This window comes from Isoptericola variabilis 225, from assembly GCF_000215105.1.
In the GTDB taxonomy this organism is placed as follows: domain Bacteria; phylum Actinomycetota; class Actinomycetes; order Actinomycetales; family Cellulomonadaceae; genus Isoptericola; species Isoptericola variabilis_A.
In genome coordinates this window covers 970,215-996,057 of sequence record NC_015588.1, presented here as the reverse complement: position 1 = coordinate 996,057, position 25,843 = coordinate 970,215, and the positions used below count along the sequence as shown (strand labels likewise).

Sequence of the window (25,843 nt, the reverse complement as noted above, 5' to 3'; positions counted from 1 at the left end):
CGCCGATCCCCCGACGAGGTCGACGGGTCGGGTCAGACCGCCACGTCCTTGTGCCACGACTCGGTGACGTACTTCGTCGACCAGCCCCAGCGCTCGTAGAGCCGGTGCGCGCCCGTCGGGCTGTCGGCGTCGACCTCGAGCCCGACCCGGTCGCGCCCGCGCGCGGCGGCGTCCTGCACGACGGCGAGCAGCAGCGCCGTCGCGACGCCCCGGCCGCGCGCGACCCGCGTCGCACCGAGGTACTCGACGTAGCTGCCCTCCTTGCCGTCGGGCCCGGCGGGCAGCACCGCGCCGACGAGCGCGCCGGCCGGCACGGGCGGCGCGCCGGGGTTCTCCGGGTCGTCGACGAACGCGAGCCACCAGTGGTCCCACCGGTGCCCCGGGTCCTCGCGCAGGCGCTGCACGAACTCGGGGAAGCTCTCGCGGTAGGAGTTGAAGTGGTCGGCGAACGCCGACTCGAGCACGCGGTGCACGGTCTGCAGGTCGTCCGCGACGGGCACGTCCGTCTCGTGGGTCGCGACCGGCCGGACCGTCACGCCGGGCCGAGGCCCGGGCAGTGCTCCCGGCGCGGCCTCCTCCGGAGACACGGGCCGGCTCATCTGCAGCCACGACCGGACGTGCGCGTAGCCGGCGTCGGCGAGCCAGCGCCGCTGCGCCTCGTCGCCCGCGTACGTGCCGGCGTCGAGCTGCGTCACGGTCAGCCCGCGCTGCGCGGCGAGCTCGCGCCCGACCCGCTCGGCCCAGGCGTAGCACGACGCCGCGACGCGCTCCGCGGCCGGAATCGTCCGGTCCACGTCGAGGTCGACGACGACGCGCCCGGCCGCGCGGTCGTGCACCCGCACCCACGCGCGCACCGCACCGGCCGGGTCGCGCACGACGAGCTGGCGCCGCGTCCACGACTTCGGCCCGGCCACCTCGGCCGCGAGCGCCGCGGCGTCGACCGCCGCCGATCCCGTGTGCGGCTCGGCCGCACGCCCGCGCAGCTCGGCGAGCCGCGGGACGTCGGCCAGGTCGGGGACCGTGGACGACCAGCCCTCGGGCAGGCCGGCGGGGCCGCCGAGGGGCAGGCCGTCGGGCGCGGGCAGGGGCGTGCTGTTCGCGGACGTCACGCCCACCAGTCTCGCACCGTCTCTTTGCCCGCCCTTGGCGGGACCGTCAGCCGAACGCCATGACCTGCTGCAGCAGCTCGGGACGGCGGCGGTCGTAGACGCGGGCGCCCCAGCGGACCCCGCCCACGAGCACGGCCACGCCGCTGACCACGCCGACCGGCAGCGTCGCCCACGCGAGCGCCGCCTCGGGCAGCAGCAGACCCGCGGCGGCGAGCGCGAGCGTCGGCAGGAGCACGAGCAGGACGAGCAGCATCGCGACCATCTGCGCCACCATCGTCGCCACGGTCGCACCCTTGGGGGTCTTGAACGGGCTCTCCCCGGGCTTCGGGACCGGGTACACGAGGCGGGCCGAGACGGCGCTCGAGATCCCGAGCGACGTGCCGAGCGTGCCGAGCGCGACGCCGAGGAGCGCGGGCAGCACGTCCCAGCGGCCGGTGACGGCGCACGCGGCGAGCGCGAACGCCACCGTGAGCGGGAGGCCCACGACGCCCACGGGGATCACGCGGCCCCACCGGTCGGCGCGGCCGGGCGTGCCCGTGGCGACGTGCAGCGCGAAGGCGGTGTTGTCGTAGCCGACGTCGTTCGAGATGCCGAAGCCGAGGACCCACGCGACCACGGGCGCCACGAGCAGGAGCAGGGCCTCGCCGGCCCCGCTCGTCGTGCCGACCACGAGCAGGAGCAGCGGCAGCAGCGGCACGACCGCAACGGAGGCGGCGTAGCGCGGGTCGCGCAGCCAGTAGGTCGCGCAGCGGGCGGCGACGGCCCCGGTCGGCGTCGCCGGCAGCCGGCCGAACCAGCCGAGGCCCTTGCCGACCCCGGCCGCCCCTCCCCCGCGCGGCGTGACCAGGGCGCGGGCGAGCGCGCGGTCCCACGCGCGCCACAGCAGCGCGAGCGTGCCGAGCGTGACCGCGACGCGCGCGGCCAGGAGCCCCCACGCGCCGTCGTGCACCGCCGAGCCGAACGCCCAGGGCGCGCCGAACGGCGTCCACGCCGCGACGGCCGCGACCGGCCCCACCAGCGCCGCCACCGCCTCGGCCGGCGCGGCCTCGACGCTCACCGACACCGTCGCGCCGTCGACCGTCTTCTCGACGCCGCTCGCCATCCAGCCGATCGCGGGCCCGACGAGGATCATCGGCACGATCGCGGCCACCGCGAGGACCTCGCGCGAGCGCCGCGCGTCGAGCAGCGGCGCGAGCACCGTCGTCAGTGCGCGCGAGCCGACGACGCACAGGGCGACCGCGCACGCCGCGCCGACGAGCGCCGCCAGCAGCGCGGCCGGGTCCCGCCACCACGCGAACGAGACGCCGACGGCGCCCAGCGCGGTCACGAGGCCTGGGACGGAGATCACGCCGGCGACAGCGAGGCCGGCCAGCAGCCGGCGGTGCGGGATCGCGAACGTCACGAACCGCAGCGGGTCGAGCGTCGCGTCGATCCCGAACGCGAAGACCGGCACGACCCACCACGCGAGCACCACGACGGCGCCCACCACGGTGAGCACCTGCCCGGTGAGCGCCGGCTCGAAGGTGCCGCCCGCGACCGCCGCCGTCACCGCGAGGAACAGGACCGACAGCCCGTACACCGAGGCCACGACGAGGCCGATCGTCTGCCACACGCTCCGGCGGAACGTGTTGGCGAGCAGGGTCAGCTTGAGGCGGACGAGCTGCGCAACCACGCCAGTCCCTCCGACTCCTTGCGGCCGCCGACGAGCTCGACGAACCGGTCCTCGAGCGTCTGGCCCGCGCGTACCTCGTCCGTGGTGCCGGCGGCGAGCACGCGGCCGCCCGCGATGATCGCGACGTGCGAGCACATGCGCTGCACGAGGTCCATGACGTGGCTCGACACGACGACGGTGCCGCCGTCGTCCACGTAGGCGTGCAGGATGTCGCGGATGTTGGCGGCGCTGACCGGGTCGACCGCCTCGAACGGCTCGTCGAGCACCAGCACGCGCGGCGCGTGGATCATCGCCGAGGCGAGCGCGATCTTCTTGGTCATGCCCGCGGAGTAGTCCACGACGAACGTGTCGCGGTCGCCGGCGAGGTCCATGGCCTGCAGCAGGTCCTCGGTGCGCTCCGCGACCGTGGCCCGGTCCAGCCCGCGCAGCAGGCCCGCGTAGGTCAGCAGCTGGGCGCCCGTGAGGCGGTCGAACAGCCGCACGCCGTCGGGCAGGACGCCGAGGCGCCGGCGCGCGTCGTCGGGGTGCGCCCACAGGTCGGTGCCGAGGACGTGCGCCGTGCCGGCGTCGGGCCGCAGCAGGCCCGTCGCCATCGACAGCAGCGTCGTCTTGCCCGCGCCGTTGGGACCGACCAGGCCGAAGAACGAGCCGGCCGGCACGTCCAGGCTGACGCCCGCGACGGCGGTCTTCTCGCCGAAGCGCTTCCACAGGGCGCGCAGGCTCAGCGCGGCGGACGGGTCGGGTGGTGGCGGTGCGTAGGCGTCGGTCACGCGACCCACGCTAACCCGACCGGCCGACGGGCCCGCGGGGTGTCGGCGCAGGTCGTGTCGGTGCCGCGTGGCAGCCTGTGGCCCATGACGACGTCGACCGCGCTGCTGCTCAGCCTGGCCACCCTCCTGGTGGGCGCCCTCGTCGGGTGGCTCGCCCACGCGACGCGCGCCGCTCGCGCGCACCGCTCGGAGGAGATGGAGCTGGTGCGGCTGCACGCCGACGTCGAGTCGGTGCGCCGCGAGGCCGCGGGCCTGCGCGAGCAGCTCGACCTCGCGCGGGACGACGCCGAGCGCCGCGTCGCCGAGGTCCGTGCGGAGGCGGCACGGCAGGTCGCCGAGGCCAAGGGCGACCAGGAGGCCGCGGCACGCCGCTTCCAGGCGCTCGCCGGCGAGGTGCTGCAGTCGAGCAGCAAGCAGTTCCTCGAGCTGGCCGAGCAGCGGCTGCGACAGAGCACCGTCAAGAACGACGAGGTGCTCGCCCAGCGCGAGCAGGCGTTCCGCGCGCTCGTGGACCCGCTGAGCAGGAGCCTGGAGAAGGTCCGCGAGGAGGTCACCGCGGCCGAGAAGGCGCGCGCCGAGGGGACGTCGGCGCTCACCGAGCACCTGCGTCAGCTCGCGTCGGTCAACGCCGAGCTGCGCCAGGGCACGAGCGACCTCATCACCGCGCTGCGCTCGTCGCAGACGCGTGGCGCGTGGGGCGAGCTGCAGCTCAAGCGCGTCGTGGAGGCCGCCGGGATGCTCGAACACGTCGACTTCGACACCCAGGTGAGCGTGACGAGCACCGACGGCGACGCCCTGCGGCCCGACATGGTGGTCAACCTCGCCGGCGGCAAGCGCGTCGTCGTCGACGCCAAGGTCGCGTTCCTCGGCTACCTCGAGGCGCAGCAGACCGAGGACCCGCGCGTGCGCGAGGAGCGGCTCGACGCCCACGTGCGGCACGTGCGCAAGCACGTCGACGACCTCGCGTCCAAGAAGTACTGGGACCAGTTCGACCACGCGCCCGAGTTCGTGGTCATGTTCGTGCCGGCGGAGGCGTTCCTGTCCGCCGCCATGGAGCGCCAGCCCGACCTCATGGAGTACGCGGCGCGCAAGAACGTCATCCTCGCGAGCCCGGCGATCATGCTCGGCCTGCTGCGGACGGTCGCGTTCGCGTGGCGCCAGGAGGCGCTCGCCGAGAACGCGCAGGAGGTCCTCAAGGTCGGCCGCGAGCTGCACTCGCGGCTCGTGACCATGACGAACCACATCACCAAGATGGGCCGCTCGCTCGAGTCCTCGACCAAGGCCTACAACTCGATGATCGGCTCCCTCGAGCGCAACGTGCTCACGTCGGCGCGCCGCATGGTCGAGCTGCACGTCGTCGACGAGAAGGACCGCATCGACGAGGTCCGGGGTCTCGAGGAGGTCCCGCGGCCCATCACCAGGCCGGAGCTGCTCGCCGCCGAGGAGGGCGGCGTCGTCGCCTTCGACTCCGTGATCGAGACGGTGAGCGTCACGGGGCGCACGTCGGTCGAGGCGCTCGTCGCCGCCGACCGCGGGGCGCTCGAGCAGGCGGCGCGGCGCGACGACGACGCCGAGCATGCGGCCGGATGATCAGCCGCGCCGGCTGATCAGACCGGGTCGACCGGCAGCGCGCGGCGGTTCTCGCGACGCGGGCGGGCGTCGTCCTGGCCGGCGGCCTTGAGCCCGGCCCGCAGCTCGCGCGGCAGGGAGAACATGAGGTCCTCCGTGGCGGTGCGGACCTCCTCGACGTCGCCGTAGCCGCGCTCGGCGAGGTGGCGGATCACGTCCTGGACGAGGATCTCGGGCACCGAAGCACCGGAGGTGACGCCGACGGTGGTGACGCCGTCGAGCCACTCCTCCTCGATCTCGGTCGCCCGGTCGACGCGGTACGCCGAGCGGGCACCGGCCTCGAGCGCGACCTCGACGAGACGCACCGAGTTGGACGAGTTGGCCGAGCCGACCACGATGACGAGGTCGCACTCGGGCGCGAGCTTCTTGACGGCGACCTGCCGGTTCTGCGTCGCGTAGCAGATGTCGTCGCTCGGCGGGTCCTGCAGCGACGGGAACCGCTCGCGCAGCCGGCGCACGGTCTCCATGGTCTCGTCGACCGAGAGGGTGGTCTGCGAGATCCACACGACCTTGTCCGGGTCGCGGACCGTGACCTTGTCGACCTCGTCGGGCGAGTTGACGACCTGCACGTGGTCGGGCGCCTCGCCCGCGGTGCCCTCGACCTCCTCGTGGCCGTCGTGGCCGATGAGGAGGATGTCGTAGTCGTCCTTGGCGAACCGGACGGCCTCCTTGTGGACCTTGGTCACCAGGGGGCACGTCGCGTCGATCGTGTCGAGGCTGCGCTCCGCCGCCGACGCGCGGACGGCCGGCGAGACGCCGTGGGCGGAGAACACGAGGCGGGCGCCCTCGGGCACCTCGTCGGTCTCGTTGACGAAGATCGCCCCACGCTCGCGCAGGGTCGCCACGACGTGCTTGTTGTGCACGATCTCCTTGCGCACGTAGACCGGCGCGCCGTACGTCTCCAGGGCCTTCTCGACCGCGACGACGGCGCGGTCCACGCCCGCGCAGTACCCGCGCGGAGCAGCGAGCAGCACGCGCTTCGTGGTCGTGGGCAGGGGGGTCGTGGCGGTCGCAGTCACGCGGCCAGTCTAGGTGGCCCGTGTGGACGGGCTGTGTCCGACCGGTGGGGCATGCTGGGCGGGTGACGGACGAGACACCCCTGCTGCCGCTGCCCGAGCGCGCGCTCGACACGACGCCCGCGCGGCCGTGGCCCGTGCGCGTGCTGGCGGAGAAGATCCGGGGCTACGTCGACCGCATGCCGCCGGTGTGGGTCGAGGGCCAGGTCGTCCAGTTCACCCACCGTCCCGGCTCGGGCATGCAGTGGCTCACGCTGCGCGACACCGACCGCGACATGTCGCTGCCGATCACGGTCTACAGCCGCATCCTCGCGTTCCTGCCCCAGCCGCCCGCCGAGGGCGACCACGTCGTCGTGCACGCCAAGCCGACGTTCTGGACCAAGCGCGGCACGCTGCAGCTGCAGGCCAACCAGATCCGCGCCGTCGGCGTGGGCGAGCTGCTCGCGCGCATCGACCAGCTGCGCCGCGTGCTCGCGGCCGAGGGCCTGTTCGACGCCGAGCGCAAGCGTCCGCTGCCGTTCCTGCCGGCCGTCGTCGGGCTCGTGTGCGGGCGGGAGTCCAAGGCCGAGCACGACGTCGTGGTCAACGCCCGCGCCCGCTGGCCGCAGGTGCGGTTCGAGATCCGCGAGGTCGCCGTCCAGGGGGTCAACGCCGTGCGCGAGGTGAGCGACGCGATCGCCGAGCTCGACGCGCGGCCCGACGTCGACGTCATCGTCGTCGCGCGCGGAGGCGGGTCCGTCGAGGACCTCCTGCCGTTCAGCAACGAGGCGCTCGTCCGCGCGGCCGCGGCCTGCACGACGCCGCTCGTGAGCGCGATCGGGCACGAGACCGACGCGCCGCTGCTCGACCTCGTCGCCGACCACCGCGCGTCGACCCCGACCGACGCGGCCAAGCGCATCGTCCCCGACGTCGCGGAGGAACGCCTGCGCGTCGAGCAGGCCCGACGGCGCATGCGCGGCGCGGTGCGCGCCCTGCTCGACCGCGAGCAGCACGGGCTCGACGGCCTGCGCTCGCGGCCGGTGCTCGCGCGCCCCACGTCGCTCGTCGACGCCCGCGAACGGGAGGTCCACCACGCGATCCGCACCGCGCGGCACTGCCTCGACGCGGCGCTGCTGCGCGCGTCGGGCGAGATCGGGCGCCTCGAGGCCCAGGTGCGCGCGCTGTCCCCGGCGTCGACGCTCGAGCGGGGCTACGCCGTCGTGCAGCGCGCGGACGGGCACGTCGTGCGCTCCCCCGACGACGCGCCCGTGGGCACCGACGTGCGCCTTCGGCTCGCCGAGGGCGAGCTCGGCGCGCGCGTCACCTCGGCGAGGTAGCCCGCGCTACCTCGCGGTGCGGCGCGCTACCTCGGCGAATCGTGCGCTACCTCGCCGAATCGTGCGCTACCTCGGCGAATCGTGCGCTACCTCGCGCGGGCGACGCGACCCTCGTCCCACACGGGCTCGAGGCTCTCGCGCACGAGTCCGTCGGCACCGAAGACGAGGAACCGGTCGAAGCTGCGCGCGAACCACCGGTCGTGCGTCGAGGTAGTTGTCGGGCTCGTCGAGCAGGAGCACCTCGTCCGGTCCGCGCAGCAGCGCCTCGAGCACCAACCGCTTCTGCTCGCCGCCCGACAGCGTCCGCACGGACCGCCACTGCGCGCGCTCGTACGGCACGCCGAGGGCCGCCGTCGTGCACACGTCCCACAGCGTCTCGGCCTCGTAGCCGCGCGCCTCGGCCCAGTCGGCGAGCGCCTGCGCGTACGCGAGCTGGGCCGCCTCGTCGTCGGTCTCCATGACGGCGAGCTCGGCGGCGTCGAGCGCCCGCGCGGCGTCGCGCACGCGCGGCTGGGCGACGGCGACGAGCAGGTCGCGCACCGTGCTCTCGTCGCGCACCGAGCCGACGAACTGCGGCATGACCCCGAGGCCGCCGCTCACCGCGACGGTGCCGGCGTCCGGGCGCAGCTCCCCGGTGATCAGCCGCAGGAGCGTCGTCTTGCCCGCGCCGTTCGGCCCGACGAGCGCGGTGACGCTGCCCTCGGGCACGCGGAACGACAGGTCGCCCAGCAGCGCGCGCCCGTCGGGCAGGGTGTACTCGACGTGGGCGACGTCGACGTGGCCCATGGCCTTCACCGGTCCTCGGTCGTCCTGTGCATGGAGAGTGCAGCGGGGCTGCACCGTGACGCTACGCGGGCCGTGCCGCCGGTCGCACCCGAATTCCGGCGTCCGGGCGGTTACGCGCGATGTCGGGCGGGTGCGGTTGACTGTTCTCCGTGACCGACGCGATAACCCCCGATCACCCGGTCGACGTGCCGGACCCCGCCACCCTGAGCTACGAGCAGGCGCGCGACGAGCTCGTGCGCGTCGTCGGCCGGCTCGAGGCCGGCGGCGAGCCGCTCGAGGTCTCGCTCGCCCTGTGGGAGCGCGGCGAGGCGCTCGCGGCGCGCTGCCAGGAGTGGCTCGACGGCGCGCGCGAGCGCCTCGCGGCCGCCCAGGCGGGCGCCGCCGCGTCGCCCACCGCGCTGACCCCCGACGACGTCGAGGAGGACGAGTGATGGCCGAGCACGTGCTCGCGGTGGGCGAGGCGCTGGTCGACGTGGTCCGCCGTCCCGACGGGTCGACCTCCGAGCACCCGGGCGGCAGCCTGGCCAACGTCGCCCTGACGCTCGGCCGGCTGGGCCGGCCCGTCCGGCTCGCCACGTGGCTCGGGCCCGACGCGCGCGGCGGGACGGTGCGCTCGTGGCTCGCCGAGTCGGGCGTCGTGCTCGCCGACGGCAGCGACGGCGCCGAGCGGACGAGCGTCGCGCAGGCGACGCTCGACGCGTCCGGCTCGGCGACGTACGAGTTCGACCTCACGTGGCAGGTGCCCGACGGCGCGGCCGCGGGCGCCGAGACGCTCGCGGTGCACACGGGGTCGATCGCGGCGATGCTCGAGCCCGGCGCGGCACAGGTGCGCCGGCTGGTCCAGGACGCGCGCGCGACGTCGACCGTCACCTACGACCCGAACGCCCGGCCGGTGCTCATGGGCGCGCCCGAGGAGGCACGGCCGCGCATCGAGGAGCTCGTCGGGCTCGCCGACGTCGTCAAGGTGAGCGACGAGGACCTCGCGTGGCTCGCGCCCGAGACCGCGCCCCTGGACGTCGCGCGGGCGTGGGTCCACGACCTGGGCGCGTCGGTCGTCGTCGTGACGTTCGGCGGCGCGGGCGCGACGGCGGTCGCCCGGTCGGGCGAGGTCACCGTCGCCTCCCGGAAGGTCGACGTCGTCGACACCGTCGGGGCGGGCGACTCGTTCATGGGGGCGCTGCTCGACGGCCTGTGGTCGGCCGACCTCCTCGGCGCCGACCGGCGCGAGTCGCTGCGCGCCGTCCCGCTCGAGACGCTCGAGCACCTGCTCGAGCGCTGCGCGGCCGTCGCGGCGGTCACCGTCTCACGCGCCGGAGCGAACCCCCCGTGGGCCGACGAGCTGACGCATACTTCCCCCGACGCGCCCGCCGGCACGGGCGCGGCCCCGACGCAGGACACCGAGGAGGTTCGATGACCCCGGCCGAGGCATGGGCGGCGCTGCGCGCCGGCAACGAGCGGTTCGTGCGCGACGAGCCGGCCCACCCGTCGCAGGGCGCGGCGCGGCGCCGCGAGCTGCAGGCGGCGCAGCACCCGCACACCGTGATCTTCGGGTGCTCCGACTCGCGCGTCGCGGCCGAGATCATCTTCGACCAGGGCCTGGGCGACGTCTTCGTCGTGCGCACGGCCGGTCACGTGCTCGACACCACGGTCATCGGCTCGATCGAGTACGGCGTCGAGGTGCTCGGCGCTGCGCTGGTCGTCGTCCTCGGTCACGACTCGTGCGGGGCGGTCGCCGCGACGGCGCACACGCTAGCCACGGGCGAGCAGCCGCCGGGGTTCGTGCGCGCCGTCGTCGACCGCGTCATCCCGTCGATCGCGGGCATCACGAGCCGCGACGGCGGCGCGCTGGCGTCGGCCGCCTACGACCCGGACACGCTGCGCACCGAGCACGTGCGGCACACGGTCGAGATGCTGCAGGGCTACTCGGCCGCGCTCAGCACCGCGGTCAAGGAGGGCCGGGCCGCGATCGTCGGCGTCGAGTACGACCTCGCCGAGGGGTCGGCGCGGCTCGTCGAGGTCGCCGGCGAGGTGGGCGAGCTGCCGCAGGCGTGAGGAAGTCCCGGCGTGACCGTGCTCACACCGGCCCGCGCCGGGTGTGCGGCACGATAGGGGCATGACTTCCGACACCGTCGCCGGTGGCACCGGCGCGCCCGAGACCGAGTACCGCATCGAGCACGACACGATGGGCGAGGTGCGCGTCCCCGCGCACGCGCTCTACCGCGCGCAGACCCAGCGCGCCGTGGAGAACTTCCCCATCTCGGGCACCCCGCTCGAGCGCGGGCACATCGAGGCCCTCGCGCGCGTCAAGAAGGCCGCGGCCCGCGCCAACGCCGAGCTGGGCGTGCTCGACCAGGACGTCGCGGACGCGATCGTGGCGGCGGCCGACCAGGTCGCCTCGGGCGCCCTCGACGAGCACTTCCCGGTCGACGTCTTCCAGACCGGCTCGGGGACGTCGTCGAACATGAACGCCAACGAGGTGCTCGCGACGCTCGCCTCGCAGTCGCTCGGCAAGCCCGTGCACCCGAACGACCACGTCAACGCCTCGCAGTCGTCGAACGACGTCTTCCCGACGTCGGTGCACGTGGCGGCCACGGCCGGCGTCGTGCGCGACCTGGTGCCCGCGCTCGGCCACCTCGCGGACGCGCTGAGCGCCAAGGCGCAGGAGTTCGCGACGGTCGTGAAGGCGGGCCGCACGCACCTCATGGACGCGACGCCCGTCACGCTCGGCCAGGAGTTCGGCGGCTACGCCGCGGCCGTGCGCTACGGCGTCGAGCGGCTCGAGGCCGCGCTCCCCCGCGCCGCCGAGGTCCCGCTCGGCGGCACCGCGGTCGGGACGGGCATCAACACGCCCGCCGGCTTCCCGCAGCGGGTCATCGAGCTGCTGCGCGAGGACACGGGCCTGCCGCTGACCGAGGCGCGCGACCACTTCGAGGCGCAGTCGGCGCGCGACGGGCTCGTCGAGCTCTCGGGCGCCCTGCGCACGATCGCCGTGTCGCTCACGAAGATCTGCAACGACCTGCGCTGGATGGGCTCCGGCCCGAACACCGGCCTGGGCGAGATCTCCATCCCCGACCTGCAGCCGGGCAGCTCGATCATGCCGGGCAAGGTCAACCCCGTGGTCCCGGAGGCGGTGCTCATGGTGTGCGCCCGCGTCGTGGGCAACGACGCGACCGTCGCCTGGGCCGGCGCGAGCGGCTCGTTCGAGCTCAACGTGCAGATCCCGGTCATCGCGCAGGGGGTGCTCGAGTCGATCCGCCTGCTGGCCAACGCCTCGCGCGTGCTCGCGGACAAGACGATCACGGGCATCACGGCCAACGTCGAGAGGGCACGCGCGTACGCCGAGTCGTCGCCGTCGATCGTCACGCCGCTCAACCGCGTCATCGGCTACGAGGCCGCCGCGAAGGTCGCGAAGAAGGCCGTCGCCGAGGGCATCACGGTCCGCGAGGCCGTCGTGGCGCTCGGCTTCGTCGAGCGCGGCGAGGTCACCGAGGCGCAGCTCGACGAGGCGCTCGACGTCCTGTCGATGACGCGCCCGCCGCAGGCCTGAGGCAACCGGCTGGAACCGCGGGTGAATGAGGCGGTCCAGGCCTGTCCGCGGGGTGTGCGGCGGTCCTACGGTGAGGGCGACGAACGTCACTCTCGAAAGGGCACCCCCTGCCCCCAGCACTCAAGCGGATAGGCCTGGCCTCCGCCGCCCTCCTCGGGCTCTCGTTGAGCGTCGCCGCCCCCGCGGCCGCTCAGGTGGAGGACGGTCCGTCGGACCCCCGGGCCGAGTTCGTCCCCGGCAACGCGACGACCTGTGAGCAGATCGGCTTCGGCGACAGCGAGGAGCTCACCTCGGGCGGAGTCAGGCAGGATGCGAGCGACGAGTTCGTCGTCGGCACGATCGAGGAGTACAGCGGCGACGTCGAGGAGTACGCGGGCGCGGACGCCCTCAACGTGACGATCACCGAGGCCGGCACCGCGGCGGGCGTCGTGGTCGACGCCGTCGTCGTCAAGGGCAGCGACGCCTACAACCTCTACACCGACGCCGAGGTCCTGCCCCCGGCGCTCGACCCGCCGCAGAGCTACATCGCGCCGATCGCGGGCGGTAGCGGCGCGCCCGCGGACATCAGCCACTGGTTCGTCTGCTACTCGTTCACGGGCTCCGTGACGGTGGACAAGGTGGTCGAGCTGCCCGACGGCCCGAGCGTGCCGATCCCCGACGAGTTCTCCATCACGGTGACCTGCACGGTCGGCGAGGGCAAGGACGCGGAGATCGTCGCCGAGGAGACGTTCACCTTCGACTCCGAGGGCGAGCCGATCGGTGAGTCCACCCTCGACTTCATCCCGCTCGGCGCGGTCTGCGTCGTGACGGAGGACCAGTCCGGGCTTCCCGAGGGCACCGTGGTGACCTTCGACCCGGAGGGCGCCGACACCGTGGGCGTCGAGATCACCGAGGCGGGTCAGGTCGTCACGGTCACCGTGACCAACGCGATCCCCGAGGCGCCCCCGGCGTTCGTCGAGGTCGAGAAGGTCGTGACCGGCGTGCCGGACGACATGGAGCTGCCGCACAACACCTACGTCGTGATCCTGCAGTGCGAGGACTTCGAGGAGCCGGTGGCGATCGAGTTCATGGCCGCGGGCGGTCTCAGCGACCCGATCGAGGTCACGCTCGGCGTCGAGTGCGCGCTCATCGAGGACACGACGGGCCTGCCCGAGAACGTCGAGGTCTCCTACGACGTCGAGGGTGCGGAGTTCGTGGTCGACGACCAGGGCTTCGTCGTCTTCACCCCGACCAGCGGCGTCACGGCCGGCATCACGGTGACGAACGACATCGACGTCACGCCGAGCCCGTCGCCGAGCACGCCGGCGCCGACCACCCCGGCCCCGAGCACCCCGCCGAAGGTGCCGGACCTGCCCAAGACCGGTGCGGACTTCACGCTCGCGTGGATCGCGCTCGGGGCCCTGGGCCTCGGTTCGGGCGCCCTGCTGATCTCGCGCCGGCTGCGCAGCATGAGCTGACGCACCAGCCCGAGCAGTGACACCGAGCGCCGGTGACCTCACGGTCACCGGCGCTCGGCACGTCTGCTGGAAGGGGAACCCCCGCAGGGTCTACAGTTCGAGCCCCTCGAGCATCTCGGTGACGAGCGCCGCGACGGGCGACCGCTCGGACCGCGTGAGCGTCACGTGGGCGAACAGCGGGTGGCCCTTGAGCGCCTCGATGACCGCGGCGACGCCGTCGTGCCGGCCGACGCGCAGGTTGTCGCGCTGCGCGACGTCGTGCGTGAGCACGACGCGCGACCCCTGGCCGATGCGCGAGAGCACCGTGAGGAGCACGTTGCGCTCGAGGGACTGCGCCTCGTCGACGACCACGAACGCGTCGTGCAGCGACCGCCCCCGGATGTGGGTCAGCGGGAGGACCTCGAGCATGTCCCGGTCGATGACCTCCTCGACCACCTCGGGCGAGACGAGCGCGCCGAGCGTGTCGTAGACCGCCTGGGCCCAGGGGTTCATCTTCTCGGACTCGGTGCCGGGCAGGTACCCGAGCTCCTGCCCGCCGACCGCGTACAGCGGCCGGAAGACGAGGATCTTGCGGTGCTGCCGGCGCTCCAGCACCGACTCGAGCCCCGCGCACAGCGCGAGCGCCGACTTGCCCGTGCCCGCACGGCCGCCGAGCGACACGATGCCGACCGCCTCGTCGAGCAGGAGGTCGATCGCGATCCGCTGCTCCGCCGAGCGCCCGTGGACGCCGAAGACGTCCTGGTCGCCCCGCACGAGCCGGATCTTCTTGTCGGCCGTGACCCGGCCGAGCGCCGACCCCCGCGGCGAGTGGATCACGAGCCCCGTGTGGCACAGCAGGGGCGCTGCGGCGTCGAGCACCTGGGGGTCGAGCGCGGCGAGCTCCAGCTCCTCGTGCTCGTAGAGCATGCCCATCTGCTCGTCCGCGACGTCGACCTCGCGCATGCCGGTCCAGCCCGAGTCGACCGCGAGCTCGTGCCGGTACTCCTCGGCGTTGAGGCCGACCGCCGACGCCTTGACGCGCATCGGCAGGTCCTTGGAGACGACCGTGACCTGCTTGCCCTCGGCCGCGAGGTTCGCCGCGACGGACAGGATCCGCGTGTCGTTGTCGCCGAGCCGGAAGCCGGCGGGCAGGACCTGCGGGTCGGTGTGGTTGAGCTCGACGCGCAGCGTGCCGCCCTGGTCCCCCACCGGCAGCGGGGCGTCGAGGCGGCCGTGCTTGACCCGCAGGTCGTCGAGCGCCCGCAGCGCGCTGCGGGCGAAGTAGCCGAGCTCGGCGTGGTGGCGCTTGGCCTCGAGCTCGGTGACGACCACGACGGGCAGGACGACGTCGTGCTCCGCGAAGCGGTAGATCGCGCGCGGGTCGGACAGCAGCACCGACGTGTCGATCACGAACGTGCGGCGGACCTCGCCGGCGTCGTGGTCAGCGGTGCCAGGGGTGGGTGCGGTGTGGGCCACGGCGTGCTCCCTCCGGCGCCTGGGCGCCGTCGCCGCTCCTGGTCCCGTGCGCGACCCCGCGAGGTCGCTCCGGGCAGGGCGGGCTGGTGGGTGGGGCGGGCGACCGGCCCGTGCGAGCGACGCTGCGCCCGCAGGGCCGGGGCCGGCCCTCCTGCACGGAGCGACGACTCCATCGGCTGGCCTCCCGGAGGACGACTGGGTGCCGTCCCTGCGGTCAAACTACGACCCTGTGATTCGCCTCACCACCGCTGCGCGCGGCGGGTCGCGAGATGTCACCCGATGTTCACGCGCCGGCCGCTCGGTGTGCGTCCGGCGGGCGCGGGCGTGCAGCATGGAGGCATGACGGCACCGGTCACCTACGTCGTGCTGCTGCGCGGGGTCAACCTCGGCCCTCACCGTCGCGTCTCGGCGGACGACCTGCGCGCCGCCGCCACGCAGGCGGGCCTCGTCGACGCCCGCACGCACGCCACGAGCGGCAACCTCGTGGTCACCGCACCGGAGGGCCTGCGCGCGCCCGACGTCGCGGCCAAGGTCTCGGCGGCGCTCGCCGAGCGCGTGGGCACCGAGGTCCCCGCGGTCGCGCTCGACGCGGCCCGGCTCGCCGCGGTCGTCGAGGCCAACCCGTTCCCCGTCGCGGCCCAGGACGACCCCGCCCACCTCCAGGTCCACGTGGGACCCGAGCCCGTCGACGCGGCGGGGATCGCCCGCCTCGACCTGGCCAACGCCGGCCGCGAGCTCCTCGCCGTCGCGGAGGGCGTCCTCTACGTCCACTACCGCGACGGGATCGGGCGGTCGAGGCTCACCTCCGACGTGCTCGACCGTGCCGCGGGCACGTGGACCACGGGCCGGAACTGGAACACGGTGCGGCGCCTGCACGCCATGACCGGCCGCTGAGGGCCACCGCGGGCACCGTCCGGACGCCGAACGACAGGGCGACCACCGCACCACGCCCGGTACCCTGGGACCCGAGGTGAGCCGGGAAGTCTGGTCGGCGGTGCCGGCTGCGACGCCGGCCGGATCCCCGCACCGACCACGACAGGAGCGCGCCCTGACCACCGACGTCTCCCACCAGTCCCCCGGCACCCGCCTGCGCCGCTTCGTCTCGCGCGAGACGACGGGCGGCGCCCTGCTCATCGGAGCGGCGGCGCTGGCGCTGATCCTCGCCAACTCGCCGTGGCGCGAGGGCTACCTCACGCTCGCCGAGACGGTCTTCGGCCCCGCGTACCTCGGGCCCGTGTACATCCACCTCGACCTGTCGCTCGCGGCCTGGGCCGCCGACGGCCTGCTCGCCATCTTCTTCTTCGTCGTCGGGCTCGAGCTCAAGCACGAGTTCGTCGCCGGCAGCCTGCGCAGCCCGAAGGAGGCCGGCGTCCCGATGGTCGCCGCCGTCGGTGGCATGGCGCTGCCCGCGCTGATCTACGTCGCGCTCGTCGTCGCGCTCGGCGACAGCTCGGCGCTGCACGGCTGGGCCATCCCGACCGCGACCGACATCGCGTTCGCGCTCGCCGTCCTGGCCGTGTTCGGCAAGGGTCTGCCTGCCGCCATCCGCACGTTCCTGCTGACGCTCGCGGTGGTCGACGACCTGCTCGCGATCATCGTCATCGCCGTCTTCTACACGAGCGAGCTGCACTTCGGCTTCCTCGGGCTCTCGCTCCTCTTCGTCGCGCTCTTCGGCTGGCACGTGCGCTCGCGCTCGCCGCGGTGGTGGGTGCTCGTCCCGCTGTTCGCGATCGCGTGGACCTTCATGCACGCCTCGGGCGTGCACGCCACGGTCGCGGGCGTGCTCATGGGCTTCACCGTCGCGGCACGCGCGATGCACGGCGAGCGCGGCCCGCGCACGCACCGCTACGAGCACGCCGTCAAGCCCTGGTCCCAGGGCCTGGCCCTCCCGCTCTTCGCGTTCTTCGCCGCGGGCGTGGACATCCGCGACGGCGGCGGCCCGGACGAGATCCTGGGCCAGCCGGTCGTGCTCGCGATCGTCGCGGGCCTCGTGCTCGGCAAGGTCCTCGGCGTCCTCGGGACGACGTGGGTCGTGCTCAAGGTGACGCCGCTGCGGCTCGCGCAGGGCATCGGCGTGCGCGACCTGCTGCCCGTCGCGTTCCTGGCGGGCATCGGGTTCACGGTCTCGCTGCTCATCTCCGAGCTCTCGTTCGGCCACGGCTCGGAGCACACGCTCGGCGCCAAGTCGGCGATCCTCGGCGCCTCGGTCATCGCCTCCGTCCTGGGTGCGACGACCCTGCGGTGGGACGCGCGCAAGGCGCGGACCGCCGACATGAACGAGGACGGCGTCGTCGACGACGTCAAGGAGTTCATCGGCGACGAGAAGGACGTCCTCGAGCACTGACGCGCTCCGCCCCTCGGCGCCCCCGGCGCGTCAGGACGACGCGACAGGGGCGCCGAGCAGCACGTCGCGCATCACGTCGACCTGCGTGCGCAGCGCGTCGACGACGGCGGTCACCGCGGGCCGGCGCCACGCCTCGGGGTGGACGACGGCCCAGTACGGCAGCCGGTCGCGCACCTGGTCGGACAGGAGCCGGACGAGGTCGGGGTGCCGGTCGGCGCAGAAGCAGGGCAGGAAGCCCAGCCCCGCTCCAGCGCGGGTGGCCTCGACGTGGACGAACACGTTGGTCGACGTGAGCGCGTCGCGCATGCCGGGCACGAGGCGCCGCGGTGCGTCGAGCGAGTCGACCTGCAGCATCGAGTCGACGAAGTAGACGAGCCCGTGGCGCGCCAGGTCCCCGACGGACCGCGGCACGCCGTGCCGCTCGAGGTAGGCGCGCGAGCCGTACATGCCGAGCTCGTACTCGCCCAGCCGCAGCGCCCGCGCGCGGCTCACCTGCGGCTCGCCGACGACGACCTCGACGTCGACGCCCGAGCGGTGCGACGTCGCGCGCCGCGTCATCGTGACGAGCTCGACCGCGAGGTCGGGGTGCTGCTCGCGCAGCCGCGCGACGGCGGGCGACGCGACGTAGGCGCTGAAGCCGTCGGTGGCCGTCATGCGCACGACGCCGGCCACCGGGTCGGGCGCGGCGTCCCCGGCGGCGAGCCGCCTGACGGCGTCGGCGACGGCCTCGGCGGCCCGCGCCGCGCGCTCCCCGAGCGCGGTGAGCTCCCACCCGTCGGTGCCCTTGACGAGGACGCGGCCGCCGAGCGTGCGCTCGAGCGCCGCGACGTTGCGCGCGACCGTCGTGTGGTTGACGCCCAGCGTCTCGGCCGCCGTCGTGAACCGGCCCGAGCGGGCAACCTCGAGCAGCACGAGGAGCTGGTCCGGGGAGGGCGTCGTCGTCACGACCGCACCGTAGGGCGCACGAGGTCGATGTGCAATGCTGCACACCAGGTGTGCCGCGATGGTCGTTGCGCGCACACGAGCCGTGCGGGCACGATCCTCCGGTCAGGGTGGCTCCAGCCACACGTGTCGACGAGGACACCCGGAGGGACTTCATGGCCACGGGCCAGAGCTCAACCGCACGCGACGCCGGCAGCGACCGGTCGCTGCTCCGCAGGATCGTCTCGGCCTCGATGGCCGGCACGGTCGTCGAGTGGTACGACTTCTTCCTCTACGCGACGGCCGCGGCCCTCGTGTTCGACAAGGTGCTCATGCCCGCGATGGGCAACCAGTACGACGGCATCATCGCCGCGTTCGTCACCTACGCGGTCGGCTTCCTCGCCCGCCCGCTCGGCGGCGTGATCTTCGGCCACCTCGGCGACAGGCTCGGCCGCAAGCACACGCTCCAGCTGACGATCATGCTCATCGGCGTCGCGACCGTCCTCATGGGCTGCCTTCCCAGCTACGACACGATCGGTCTCGCCGCGCCGCTCCTGCTCGTGCTGCTGCGGTTCGTCCAGGGCATCGCGCTGGGCGGCGAGTGGGGCGGCGCCGTCCTGCTCGTCGCGGAGCACTCCCCCGCGAAGGAGCGGGCGACGTGGGCCGCGTGGCCGCAGGCGGCGGTCCCGGTCGGCAACCTGCTCGCGACCGCGGTGCTGTGGCTCATGTCGACGACGCTGTCCGACGCCGCGTTCCTCTCGTGGGGCTGGCGCGTCGCGTTCTGGCTCTCGGCCGTCGTCGTCGTGGTCGGCTACTGGATCCGCACGAGCATCTCCGACGCCCCGATCTTCGAGCAGGCCAAGGCCGAGCTCGAGGAGGGCAAGGCCCGCAGCTACGGCGTCGTCGAGGTGGTCAGGCGCTACCCGCGCGGCGTCGTGACGGGCATGGGCCTGCGGTTCGCCGAGAACATCATGTACTACCTCGTGGTCAGCTTCTCGATCGTCTACCTCGGCACGGGCCTGGGCATGGACACGTCGTCGATCCTCGGCATGATCGCGATCGCGCACGCCTTCCACTTCTTCGTGATCCTGTGGGTCGGCCGGCTCGCCGACCGCTTCGGCCGCCGCCCGGTCTACCTCGCGGGCGCGATCCTCGGTGGGACGTGGGGCCTGTGGGCCTTCCCCGCGTTCGGCACCAGGAGCGTGCCGATCATCCTGGCGGTCATCATGGTCGGCCTGCTGTTCCACGCCCTCATGTACGCGGGGCAGCCCGCGATCATGGCCGAGATGTTCCCGACCCGGATGCGGTACTCGGGCGTCTCGATCAGCTACCAGGTCACGTCGATCGTCGCCGGCTCGCTCGCACCGATCCTCGCCACGACCTGGCTGCGCAACACGGGCTCGTGGTGGCCGACGGCGGTGTACCTGCTCGTCGCGGGCGCGATCACGACGGTCGCGGTGCTGACCCTGCGCGAGACGCGCGGCAGCTCGCTGCACGAGCTCGACGAGCGGGACCGCGAGATCGAGAGGGTGAACGCGTGACCGCACGGCCCCTCGCAGGACGCCGGGCGCTCGTCACGGGCGGCGCGAGCGGGATCGGGGCGGCCTGCGCCCGCGAGCTCGCCGCCCGTGGCGCGCACGTCACCGTGGCCGACGTCGACCCCGACGGCGCGAAGCGGCTCGCCGACGAGCTCGGCGGCGACGCGTGGGTCGTGGACCTCGCCGACACGCGTGCCCTCGACGACCTGCGGCTCGACGTCGACGTCCTCGTCAACAACGCCGGCGTGCAGCGTGTGAGCCCGGTCGAGGAGCTCGCCCCCGACGACTTCCGGCTCCTGCACCGGCTCATGCTCGAGGCCCCGTTCCTGCTCGTGCGCGCGGCGCTGCCCCACATGTACGCGCGCGGGTGGGGCCGCATCGTCAACATCTCGAGCGTCCACGGCCTCGTGGCGTCGCCGTTCAAGTCGGCGTACGTCTCGGCCAAGCACGGGCTCGAGGGCCTGTCGAAGACGGTCGCGCTCGAGGGCGGCCCGCACGGCGTGACGAGCGTGTGCGTCAGCCCCGGGTACGTGCGCACCCCGCTCGTCGAGAGGCAGATCGCCGACCAGGCCCGCGTGCACGGCATCGACGAGTCCGAGGTCGTCGAGCGCGTGCTGCTCGCCGAGTCGGCCGTGAAGCGGCTCGTCGAGCCCGAGGAGGTCGCCTCGCTCGTCGGGTGGCTCACCGGTCCGGAGGCCGCGATGGTCACCGGCGCGTCGTGGACCGTCGACGGCGGGTGGAGCGCGAGGTGAGGTGTCTGGCACGATCCGAGCGGGACCACGCGACCCGTGGTCCCGTGTCGACGACGACAACCAGGAAGGACCCATGAGCCACACCCAGGCCACGACGGCGTCGCCGGGGACGCCACCGTCCACCCGCAACCCGTTCACCCGGGCCGTGCGACCACTCAACACGCTCGTCGAGCGCTTCATCCCGAGCGCTCTCGTCTTCGCGATCCTCCTCACCGTGGTGGTCGCGATCCTCGCCCTCACCCTCACCGACGCAGGCCCGGTCGACGTGCTCGTCGGCTGGGGCGACGGCCTCGCGGGGCTGCTCGCGTTCATGACCCAGATGGCGCTCATCCTGCTGCTCGGGCACATGCTCGCGAACACCCGGCCCGTGCGCCGGCTGCTCGCCGCGCTCGGGTCCGTGCCGCGCACGCCCGTGCAGGCCTACGTCTTCGTGTTCGTCGTGGCCGCCGTCGCCTCGCTCCTCCAGTGGGGGCTCGGGCTCGTCGTCGGCGGGCTCATGGCGCGCGAGGTCGCCGCGCAGGCGCGGGCGCGCGGGATGCAGGTCCACTTCCCGCTGCTCGTGGCGTCGGGCTTCTCCGGCTTCGTCGTCTGGCACATGGGGTACGCGGGCTCCGGCCCGCTCACCGCCGCGACCGAGGGCTCGTTCATCGCCGAGCAGCTCGGCCACGTCGTGCCGGTCGCGGAGACGACGTTCGCCCCGTGGAACCTGACCGCGGCGGCCGTGACTGTCGTCGTCGTGGGCGCGGCCCTCGCGCTCGTCGCGCCGCGGCGGGGCGACCGGGTCGTCGAGCTCACGGTCGACGCGCGCGACGCCGGCGTCGAGGTCGACGACCGGGTCGAGACGCCCGCCGACCGCCTCGACGCCTCGCGCTGGATCACGACGCTCGTGGGGCTCGCGCTCGCGGCGTACCTCGTCGTGCACTTCGTGCGCGGGGGCGGCCCGACGCTCGACATCGTCAACTGGACGTTCCTCGCGCTCATCCTGCTGCTGGTCCGCAGCCCGTTCGAGATCACGGCGCTCGTCAAGGACGCCGCGTCGAACGTGGGCGACATCCTGCTCCAGTTCCCGCTCTACGCCGGCATCCTCGGGATGATGACGGCGACCGGGCTCGTGACCGTGCTCTCCGAGTGGGTCGTGAGCGTCTCGACGCCCGGCTCGTTCGGCGTGCTGGCCCTGCTGTCGGCGGGGCTCGTGAACTTCTTCGTCCCCTCGGGCGGCGGGCAGTTCGCGGTCCAGGCGCCGATCATGCTCGAGGCGGCGCGCGACCTCGGCGTCGACCCCGCCGTCGCGATCATGGCGATCGCGTACGGCGACCAGTGGACCAACATGATCCAGCCCTTCTGGGCCCTGCCGCTCCTGGCCATCGCGGGGCTCAAGGTCCGTGACATCCTCGGCTACACGACCATCACCCTCCTGGCGTCCGGGATCGTCTTCGCGGCGACGCTCGCGATCGTCGGGCCGGGCGGACCGTCCTAAGGTGGAAGGAAGGACCGACATGACCACCACCTCACCCTCGCCCGGGCTCGACAAGGTCGTCGCCACGCCCGTCGAGGCCGTCGCCGACGTCCCCGACGGCGCGTCGCTCGCCGTCGGCGGCTTCGGGCTGTGCGGCAACCCGATCGCGCTCATCGAGGCGCTGCTCGCCCAGGGCACGAGCGACCTGTGGGTCGTGAGCAACAACTGCGGCGTCGACGACTGGGGCCTCGGCGTCCTGCTCGCGGCGAAGCGCATCCGGAAGATGACGAGCTCGTACGTCGGGGAGAACAAGGAGTTCGAGCGCCAGTTCCTGTCGGGCGAGCTCGAGCTCGAGCTCACGCCGCAGGGCACGCTCGCGGAGAAGCTCCGCGCCGGCGGGTCGGGCATCGCCGGGTTCTGGACGCGCACCGGCGTCGGCACGCAGGTCGCCGAGGGCGGCCTGCCGCAGCGGTACGACGGCGCGGGCGGCGTCGCCCTTGCCTCCCCCGCCAAGGAGGTGCGCACCTTCACGGCGTCGGACGGCACGAGCGCGGAGTACGTGCTCGAGGAGGCCATCACGACCGACTACGCGCTCGTCCACGCGGCCAAGGGCGACCGGTACGGCAACCTCGTCTTCCACCGCTCGGCCCGCAACTTCTCGCCGCTCGCCGCGATGGCGGGCCGGGTGTGCATCGCGCAGGTCGAGGAGCTCGTCGAGCCCGGAGACATCGACCCCGACGACGTGCACCTGCCCGGCGTCTTCGTCCACCGGATCGTCGAGGTGGGCACCGACATCGAGAAGCGGATCGAGCGCCGCACCGTCCGGCCGGCCGCGACCGAGAAGGAGGCCTGAGCCATGCCCCTGACCCGCGACGAGATGGCCGCGCGCGCCGCGCGCGAGCTGCAGGACGGCTGGTACGTCAACCTGGGCATCGGGCTGCCGACGCTCGTGCCCAACCACGTCCCGGTGGGCCGGCACCTCGTGCTCCAGTCGGAGAACGGGCTGCTCGGCGTCGGGCCGTACCCGACCGAGGACGAGGTCGACCCCGACCTCATCAACGCCGGCAAGGAGACGGTGACGCTCATGCCGGGTGCGGCGGTGTTCGACTCCGCCCTGAGCTTCGGCATGATCCGGGGCGGCAAGATCGACGCCGCGGTGCTCGGCGGCATGCAGGTGTCGGTCACGGGTGACCTGGCCAACTGGATGATCCCCGGCAAGATGGTCAAGGGGCCGGGCGGGGCGATGGACCTCGTGCACGGCGCCGGGGTCGTCATCGTCCTCATGGAGCACGTGACCCGCACCGGCGACCCCAAGATCCTCCCCGAGTGCACGCTGCCACTCACGGGCAAGGGCGTCGTCGACCGCATCATCACCGACCTCGCGGTCATCGACGTGACCGACGACGGCCTCGTGCTGCGCGAGCTCGCCCCCGGTGTGAGCGCGGACGAGGTCGTCGCCAAGACCGGGGCTCCCCTGACCGTCGACCCGATGGTCCAGAATGTGGATCTCGGTGATCCCGAGTCCGAGCCCGAGGAGGCGCTCTCATGAACACCACCGCTGACGACGTCGTCATCGTCTCCGCCGCCCGCACACCCCAGGGGCGGCTGCGCGGTTCCCTCGCGTCCCTGACCGCCGTCGAGCTGGGCGCCGTGGCGGCCCGCGCCGCGCTCGAGCGCGCCGGCGGCCTGTCGGTCGACGATGTCGACGTCGTGATCTTCGGCCAGGTGCTCCAGGCCGGCGCCGGGCAGAACCCGGCCCGCCAGACGGCGGTCGCGGCCGGCGTCGGGATGGGCGTCCCGGCCGTGACGATCAACAAGGTCTGCCTGTCCGGCCTCACCGCCGTGATCGACGGCGCCCGGCTCCTCCGCACGGGCGAGGCGTCCGTCGTGCTGGTCGGCGGCCAGGAGTCGATGACCAACGCGCCGCACCTGCTGCCGGGTGCGCGCCAGGGCTTCGCCTACGGCGAGGCGACGCTGCTCGACGCCGTGGCGCGGGACGGCCTGACCGACGCGTTCGACGGCAAGGCCATGGGCGTCTCGACCGAGGAGAGCAACACCGGCGACGCCTACGTGTCGCGCGAGGAGCAGGACGCGATCGCCGCGGCGTCGCACGAGCGTGCGGCCACCGCGGCCAAGGACGGCGTGTTCGAGGCCGAGCTCGCCCCGGTGAGCGTCCCGCAGCGCAAGGGCGACCCCGTCGTCGTGCACGACGACGAGGGCGTGCGCCCCGACACCAGCGTCGAGGCGCTCGCGCGGCTCCGGCCCGCCTTCTCCCCGGAGGGCACCATCACGGCCGGCAACGCGTCGCAGATCTCCGACGGTGCCGCCGCGCTCGTGCTCACCACGCGCGCCCGAGCCGAGGAGGCCGGCGCGACGGTGCTCGCGACCGTGCGCGCGCACGGCCAGGTCGCCGGGCCCGACCGGTCGCTGCACTCGCAGCCGGCCAACGCCATCGGGCGCGCGCTCGAGCGCGAGGGCTGGTCGACCGCCGACCTCGACCTCGTCGAGATCAACGAGGCGTTCGCCGCCGTCGTCGCCGTGTCCGCGCGCAGGCTCGGCGTCGACCTCGACCGGGTCAACCCGCACGGCGGCGGCATCTCGCTCGGCCACCCCATCGGGGCGTCGGGCGCACGCCTCGCGGTGCACGCCGCGCACGAGCTGGCCCGCCGCGGCGGCGGGCGCGCCGCCGTCGGGCTGTGCGGTGGCGGCGGCCAGGGCGAGGCGCTCCTCCTCGAGGCCTGACCGCTCCCGCTGTGAGCGGTCAGCCGATGAACTCGACGAGGTCGGCGCAGAAGTCGCGGCCCTCGGTCTGCGATCCTCCGGTGAACCGGTGGAACTCGAAGCCGATCTCCTCGTCGTCCTCCGGGTCGGGCGTGCCCTTCGTGTCGATGACGAGCGTGAACGTGACACGGCCGGCATCGGTCAGCACGGGCTTGCCGTCCACCGACCACAGCGAGGCGACACCGGTGTGGTGGACGTCGATCTCGACGAGGCCGTCGCCGAGGCCCGTCACGTCCGTGTCCATGTCGTTGCCGTACGTCCGGAAGGAGTACGTCTTGCCGTTCTCCAGGTTCGTGTAGCTGCCGGACTCGTGGACGGTGCTCGCCCCGTAGAAGACCCCGTTGCGCACCGTGCCGCGGAACGTGCCGGACGCGTCGAGCTCGAACCACACCGGGAATCCGAGGTCCTGGCAGAACTCCGGGTCCTCGTCGGCGAGGTACGCGAGGTGCTCCGTCCAGTGGTCGATGATGATCTGCGGCGCCGCGCCCGCCGGTGCCGCGAGAGCCAGGGACGCCGCCGCGGCGACGGTCCCGATCGTCAGTGATCGCTTCATGGAAGTCTCCGAATCTCGTCGTTCCCCCAGACCGACGATGCGCGGCAGGAGGCCTCAGGCCATCCGTGCTAGCACTGATGAACCCGTGCAGCGCCCGTCTTCACCAGGGGCACGGCGCGCCCGACGGCGGCACGGCGGCCGCGCAGCGGAGGGCTCGCTGCACCGGGGTCTCGGTCGCGGGCACGACCGGCGCCGCCTCAGGCGCCTGACGTCGCACGACGACCCACTCGTCGAGGCCCAGCTCGATCACCGCGACGCCGCCCTCGTCCGACGGCCGCAGGACCCACGGGCCGCTCCCCTCGTGGACGTCGGCGGCAGCCTCGTCGTCCAACCGCTCGACGAGCAGCGTCGCGCCGGGGGGCGGCGCGGCCGCCGCGGGACGAGGTGCGGTGCCGAGCACGGCGGCCGCCGGGATGCCGAGCGCCGCACCGATCAGGACCCCGAGCAGCCCGACGAGGAGCCGGGACCCTCGGACGGTCGCAGGGTGATCGGGCTGGGGCAGCGGGCGAGGGAGCCGTTCTGGCACCACGTCGCCGACCCAGATCTCGAGCTGGAGCGGGGCGTCGACGGGCCGCTCGGCCGTCGTCGACCGTCTCATGGGAGTCTCCCCTCCCCGTGGTCGCGCCTGCTGCACGGCCTCCATCCGTGGGGAGGGCCGTGCGCGGCCTGCCGGGACGTCGGACGCCGACGACCTGCGTTTCACCCGCAGGCGTCTCGGTCCCACGTCGGTGCGCCGGGGCG

General features: G+C 73.8%; 23 protein-coding genes and 1 pseudogene. 15 read left to right on the top strand and 9 right to left on the bottom strand.

The window, feature by feature from the left end; translation table 11 throughout:
- Positions 1 to 32 precede the first annotated feature (32 nt).
- The 3 genes from ISOVA_RS04590 to ISOVA_RS04580 are packed head-to-tail and all read right to left on the bottom strand — an operon-like array spanning position 33 to position 3,551.
- The gene (locus ISOVA_RS04590) at positions 33 to 1,109 is read right to left on the bottom strand and encodes a GNAT family N-acetyltransferase (RefSeq protein ID WP_013838089.1); all 1,077 of its coding nucleotides are present in this window, start codon (positions 1,107 to 1,109) and stop codon (positions 33 to 35) included.
- Between the two features lie 46 nt (positions 1,110 to 1,155).
- Positions 1,156 to 2,781, bottom strand: coding sequence for a hypothetical protein (locus ISOVA_RS04585; protein ID WP_013838088.1), 1,626 nt, complete (start codon positions 2,779 to 2,781; stop codon positions 1,156 to 1,158).
- Positions 2,751 to 3,551, bottom strand: coding sequence for an ABC transporter ATP-binding protein (locus tag ISOVA_RS04580; RefSeq protein ID WP_013838087.1), 801 nt, complete (start codon positions 3,549 to 3,551; stop codon positions 2,751 to 2,753). Before ISOVA_RS04580 ends, ISOVA_RS04585 begins: the two co-directional genes overlap by 31 nt.
- Positions 3,552 to 3,635: 84 nt before the next feature.
- Between ISOVA_RS04580 and ISOVA_RS04575 the strand changes: the two genes are divergently transcribed.
- On the top strand, positions 3,636 to 5,141 hold the full coding sequence (locus tag ISOVA_RS04575) for a DNA recombination protein RmuC (RefSeq protein ID WP_041295149.1): 1,506 nt from the start codon (positions 3,636 to 3,638) through the stop codon (positions 5,139 to 5,141).
- A 17-nt stretch (positions 5,142 to 5,158) separates the two neighbouring features.
- On the opposite strand, the gene ISOVA_RS04570 is transcribed toward ISOVA_RS04575, so the two are convergent.
- Positions 5,159 to 6,199 carry a 4-hydroxy-3-methylbut-2-enyl diphosphate reductase gene (locus ISOVA_RS04570; RefSeq protein WP_013838085.1) on the bottom strand — a complete coding sequence of 347 codons (1,041 nt, stop codon included), beginning with the start codon at positions 6,197 to 6,199 and terminating at the stop codon, positions 5,159 to 5,161.
- A 62-nt stretch (positions 6,200 to 6,261) separates the two neighbouring features.
- On the opposite strand from ISOVA_RS04570, the gene xseA reads away from it, so the two are divergent.
- Complete coding sequence (gene xseA / locus ISOVA_RS04565) at positions 6,262 to 7,512, top strand: exodeoxyribonuclease VII large subunit (RefSeq protein ID WP_013838084.1); 1,251 nt, start codon at positions 6,262 to 6,264, stop codon at positions 7,510 to 7,512.
- 204 nt (positions 7,513 to 7,716) lie between these two features.
- Here the strand turns inward: xseA and ISOVA_RS04560 are convergent.
- Positions 7,717 to 8,298: pseudogene (locus ISOVA_RS04560) on the bottom strand (ATP-binding cassette domain-containing protein); the annotation flags it as partial.
- Positions 8,299 to 8,447: 149 nt separating this feature from the next.
- Here ISOVA_RS04560 and ISOVA_RS04555 point away from each other — a divergent pair.
- The 5 genes from ISOVA_RS04555 (at position 8,448) to ISOVA_RS04535 (ending at position 13,302) form a co-directional block, all read left to right on the top strand.
- Positions 8,448 to 8,729, top strand: a complete 282-nt coding sequence (locus tag ISOVA_RS04555; protein WP_013838082.1) for an exodeoxyribonuclease VII small subunit — start codon at positions 8,448 to 8,450, stop codon at positions 8,727 to 8,729.
- A complete protein-coding gene (locus tag ISOVA_RS04550) occupies positions 8,729 to 9,712 on the top strand; it encodes a carbohydrate kinase family protein (protein ID WP_013838081.1) in 984 nt (327 codons plus the stop codon). The genes ISOVA_RS04555 and ISOVA_RS04550 overlap by 1 nt, the downstream gene beginning before the upstream one ends.
- Positions 9,709 to 10,350: a carbonic anhydrase gene (locus tag ISOVA_RS04545; protein ID WP_013838080.1), complete on the top strand. Its 642-nt coding sequence runs from the start codon at positions 9,709 to 9,711 to the stop codon at positions 10,348 to 10,350. Before ISOVA_RS04550 ends, ISOVA_RS04545 begins: the two co-directional genes overlap by 4 nt.
- Positions 10,351 to 10,411: 61 nt before the next feature.
- On the top strand, positions 10,412 to 11,845 hold the full coding sequence (locus ISOVA_RS04540; protein ID WP_013838079.1) for a class II fumarate hydratase: 1,434 nt from the start codon (positions 10,412 to 10,414) through the stop codon (positions 11,843 to 11,845).
- Positions 11,846 to 12,009: 164 nt separating this feature from the next.
- A complete protein-coding gene (locus tag ISOVA_RS04535; protein ID WP_143762055.1) occupies positions 12,010 to 13,302 on the top strand; it encodes a DUF5979 domain-containing protein in 1,293 nt (430 codons plus the stop codon).
- A gap of 90 nt (positions 13,303 to 13,392) precedes the next feature.
- On the opposite strand, the gene ISOVA_RS04530 is transcribed toward ISOVA_RS04535, so the two are convergent.
- Complete coding sequence (locus tag ISOVA_RS04530) at positions 13,393 to 14,757, bottom strand: PhoH family protein (RefSeq protein ID WP_013838077.1); 1,365 nt, start codon at positions 14,755 to 14,757, stop codon at positions 13,393 to 13,395.
- A 339-nt stretch (positions 14,758 to 15,096) separates the two neighbouring features.
- Between ISOVA_RS04530 and ISOVA_RS04525 the strand changes: the two genes are divergently transcribed.
- Positions 15,097 to 15,651, top strand: coding sequence for a DUF1697 domain-containing protein (locus tag ISOVA_RS04525; protein ID WP_041294778.1), 555 nt, complete (start codon positions 15,097 to 15,099; stop codon positions 15,649 to 15,651).
- A 76-nt stretch (positions 15,652 to 15,727) separates the two neighbouring features.
- Positions 15,728 to 17,101 (top strand): Na+/H+ antiporter NhaA, encoded by a 1,374-nt coding sequence (nhaA, locus tag ISOVA_RS04520; protein ID WP_013838075.1) that lies wholly within the window; start codon positions 15,728 to 15,730, stop codon positions 17,099 to 17,101.
- A 30-nt stretch (positions 17,102 to 17,131) separates the two neighbouring features.
- Here nhaA and ISOVA_RS04515 read toward each other — a convergent pair whose 3' ends face one another.
- Positions 17,132 to 18,046, bottom strand: a complete 915-nt coding sequence (locus ISOVA_RS04515; protein WP_013838074.1) for a LysR family transcriptional regulator — start codon at positions 18,044 to 18,046, stop codon at positions 17,132 to 17,134.
- A 152-nt stretch (positions 18,047 to 18,198) separates the two neighbouring features.
- Between ISOVA_RS04515 and ISOVA_RS04510 the strand changes: the two genes are divergently transcribed.
- The 6 genes from ISOVA_RS04510 to ISOVA_RS04485 all read left to right on the top strand — a co-directional run bounded on the left by ISOVA_RS04510 (position 18,199) and on the right by ISOVA_RS04485 (position 24,510).
- Positions 18,199 to 19,563, top strand: a complete 1,365-nt coding sequence (locus tag ISOVA_RS04510) for an MFS transporter (protein ID WP_013838073.1) — start codon at positions 18,199 to 18,201, stop codon at positions 19,561 to 19,563.
- A complete protein-coding gene (locus tag ISOVA_RS04505) occupies positions 19,560 to 20,312 on the top strand; it encodes a 3-hydroxybutyrate dehydrogenase (protein WP_013838072.1) in 753 nt (250 codons plus the stop codon). The genes ISOVA_RS04510 and ISOVA_RS04505 overlap by 4 nt, the downstream gene beginning before the upstream one ends.
- Positions 20,313 to 20,385: 73 nt before the next feature.
- Complete coding sequence (locus ISOVA_RS04500; protein WP_013838071.1) at positions 20,386 to 21,789, top strand: short-chain fatty acid transporter; 1,404 nt, start codon at positions 20,386 to 20,388, stop codon at positions 21,787 to 21,789.
- A gap of 19 nt (positions 21,790 to 21,808) precedes the next feature.
- A complete protein-coding gene (locus ISOVA_RS04495; protein WP_013838070.1) occupies positions 21,809 to 22,621 on the top strand; it encodes a CoA transferase subunit A in 813 nt (270 codons plus the stop codon).
- A 3-nt stretch (positions 22,622 to 22,624) separates the two neighbouring features.
- On the top strand, positions 22,625 to 23,317 hold the full coding sequence (locus ISOVA_RS04490; protein WP_013838069.1) for a CoA transferase subunit B: 693 nt from the start codon (positions 22,625 to 22,627) through the stop codon (positions 23,315 to 23,317).
- Positions 23,314 to 24,510 carry an acetyl-CoA C-acetyltransferase gene (locus tag ISOVA_RS04485; RefSeq protein WP_013838068.1) on the top strand — a complete coding sequence of 399 codons (1,197 nt, stop codon included), beginning with the start codon at positions 23,314 to 23,316 and terminating at the stop codon, positions 24,508 to 24,510. Before ISOVA_RS04490 ends, ISOVA_RS04485 begins: the two co-directional genes overlap by 4 nt.
- 19 nt (positions 24,511 to 24,529) lie before the next feature.
- Here ISOVA_RS04485 and ISOVA_RS04480 read toward each other — a convergent pair whose 3' ends face one another.
- On the bottom strand, positions 24,530 to 25,102 hold the full coding sequence (locus ISOVA_RS04480; protein ID WP_013838067.1) for a hypothetical protein: 573 nt from the start codon (positions 25,100 to 25,102) through the stop codon (positions 24,530 to 24,532).
- A 100-nt stretch (positions 25,103 to 25,202) separates the two neighbouring features.
- Positions 25,203 to 25,700, bottom strand: a complete 498-nt coding sequence (locus ISOVA_RS04475) for a hypothetical protein (RefSeq protein WP_013838066.1) — start codon at positions 25,698 to 25,700, stop codon at positions 25,203 to 25,205.
- Positions 25,701 to 25,843: the final 143 nt, after the last annotated feature.

Bases quoted from the DNA above. Each gene is read 5' to 3' on its own strand.
- ISOVA_RS04575 (WP_041295149.1), top strand. From the start codon at position 3,636: ATGACGACGTCGACCGCGCTGCTGCTCAGCCTGGCCACCCTCCTGGTG.
- ISOVA_RS04550 (WP_013838081.1), top strand. From the start codon at position 8,729: ATGGCCGAGCACGTGCTCGCGGTGGGCGAGGCGCTGGTCGACGTGGTC.
- ISOVA_RS04545 (WP_013838080.1), top strand. From the start codon at position 9,709: ATGACCCCGGCCGAGGCATGGGCGGCGCTGCGCGCCGGCAACGAGCGG.
- ISOVA_RS04540 (WP_013838079.1), top strand. From the start codon at position 10,412: ATGACTTCCGACACCGTCGCCGGTGGCACCGGCGCGCCCGAGACCGAG.
- ISOVA_RS04525 (WP_041294778.1), top strand. From the start codon at position 15,097: ATGACGGCACCGGTCACCTACGTCGTGCTGCTGCGCGGGGTCAACCTC.
- ISOVA_RS04510 (WP_013838073.1), top strand. From the start codon at position 18,199: ATGGCCACGGGCCAGAGCTCAACCGCACGCGACGCCGGCAGCGACCGG.
- ISOVA_RS04500 (WP_013838071.1), top strand. From the start codon at position 20,386: ATGAGCCACACCCAGGCCACGACGGCGTCGCCGGGGACGCCACCGTCC.
- ISOVA_RS04495 (WP_013838070.1), top strand. From the start codon at position 21,809: ATGACCACCACCTCACCCTCGCCCGGGCTCGACAAGGTCGTCGCCACG.
- ISOVA_RS04490 (WP_013838069.1), top strand. From the start codon at position 22,625: ATGCCCCTGACCCGCGACGAGATGGCCGCGCGCGCCGCGCGCGAGCTG.
- ISOVA_RS04485 (WP_013838068.1), top strand. From the start codon at position 23,314: ATGAACACCACCGCTGACGACGTCGTCATCGTCTCCGCCGCCCGCACA.
- ISOVA_RS04480 (WP_013838067.1), bottom strand. From the start codon at position 25,102: ATGAAGCGATCACTGACGATCGGGACCGTCGCCGCGGCGGCGTCCCTG.
- ISOVA_RS04475 (WP_013838066.1), bottom strand. From the start codon at position 25,700: ATGAGACGGTCGACGACGGCCGAGCGGCCCGTCGACGCCCCGCTCCAG.